The sequence below is a fragment of the Pseudoalteromonas sp. Isolate3 genome (assembly GCF_022398505.1).
GTDB lineage: Bacteria > Pseudomonadota > Gammaproteobacteria > Enterobacterales > Alteromonadaceae > Pseudoalteromonas > Pseudoalteromonas apostichopi.
The window spans coordinates 1-1,462 of record NZ_JAKEVN010000248.1; the positions used below are offsets into that span (position 1 = coordinate 1).

Annotated in this window: 1 protein-coding gene; it reads left to right on the plus strand. The window is 38.2% G+C overall.

What is annotated here, in order from left to right; all coding sequences use genetic code 11:
- Positions 1–161 precede the first annotated feature (161 nt).
- The gene (locus L1D46_RS20615) at positions 162–1,358 is read left to right on the plus strand and encodes an integrase family protein (RefSeq protein ID WP_239978167.1); all 1,197 of its coding nucleotides are present in this window, start codon (positions 162–164) and stop codon (positions 1,356–1,358) included.
- Positions 1,359–1,462: the final 104 nt, after the last annotated feature.

The following is a 1,462-nucleotide window of genomic DNA, read 5'->3' on the forward strand; positions in this document are numbered from 1 at the left end:
ATTAAATTCAATATCTTACATCGGTTTTAACCATCTTTAATCCGCACTACTAACGACTAAAAAGAACTGTTATGCTTGGCAAGCGCGTACCAAGCTGTGTACCATAAATTTTAGACGGCAAATTTGGTACACATTTGGTACACAGTTAGAGCGTGAGCATAATGAAAATAACAGCTGCAAAACTTAAAAGCATAAGTGGAAAACCTTATAGCGGAAAGCCTGAAGTATCTGATGGTGATAATCTGTCACTGCGTATTTCACCAAAAGGAAAGATCACATTTCAGATTAGATACAGGCTAAAAGGTAAGCCTGCGCGTTATAAGATAGGCACATACCCTGAAATGAGCTTGGCGAATGCAAGAGAGGAATGCGAACGTCAAATGACTCAGGTTAGAAAAGAGTTAGATCCGCGGAACATGAAAGCGGTAAATAATGTCAGCGTTGTTGAAACAGAAAACCCTACCTTAATTGACGCAATTAACTTTTGGTACGCACAATACTGCGTCAACATGCGTGATCGTCCACAAGAAATTTATAACCGTATCGTTTCTTGTATTAATGATGATTGGCGCAACCAATACGTTGCTGAAATTAGTAAGCATCATTTTTCTGTTCTGTTTAAGCAAATGAATACCGATAGTATTGCTGCTGGCCGTGGCGATGGTTTTGCTTTCAACTCTATCATTGAGCTGCGTTCAGCTTTGCGTTTTTGTTTGAGACAAGCTTATATAACGAATGCTGAATTTGAGGCATTGCGTCCTGGTGACTTTGCGAATGATTACCAACCAAGAGAGCACTTCTTAACAATAAATGAGTGCCGACTTATTTGGTCTAATATTGACAACCTTGCTCTTACTGATAGAAACAAAGTTATCCTTAAATGCGCTATGATATTTGGTTGCCGTATTAGTGAACTGTATACAGCACATAAAACTGATTTTGATTTAGAAGAGAAGTTATTCACCGTTAGGCGTGAAAATACCAAAGGAAAAACACAGTCAATAGTTAGGCCTATTCCTGATGTTTTGATTAATGACCTTAAGTATCTTAAAGATCTTAGTCCTGGCTTCATCCACATGTTTCATAATCGTGGAGGGGATAAGCCAGCGAGTGGTTCAAGTGTAAGCACAATAGCTAATACATGCTATGAAGAAATTGAGGGCGTTAGGCCATTCAGAATGCACGATTTTAGACGAACCTTATCAACTCACTTAACAGATGCAGGTTGTCCACTGCAGTTTACTGAGAAGCTTTTAGGGCACAAAATGAAAGGGGTGCTTGCTATCTATAACAAATCTCCCATGCTTGACGGTTTAACGGAATGGCTTGATAAGTGGGTAACAATGATTACAGAGTGATATAAAGTGACAAGATATCTTTTCACTAATAGAAAGTAAAAGCGCCAGGCTTTTTAAATGCATGACGCTAAAATGTTAATTCTAAATTAGAGGATATATATACT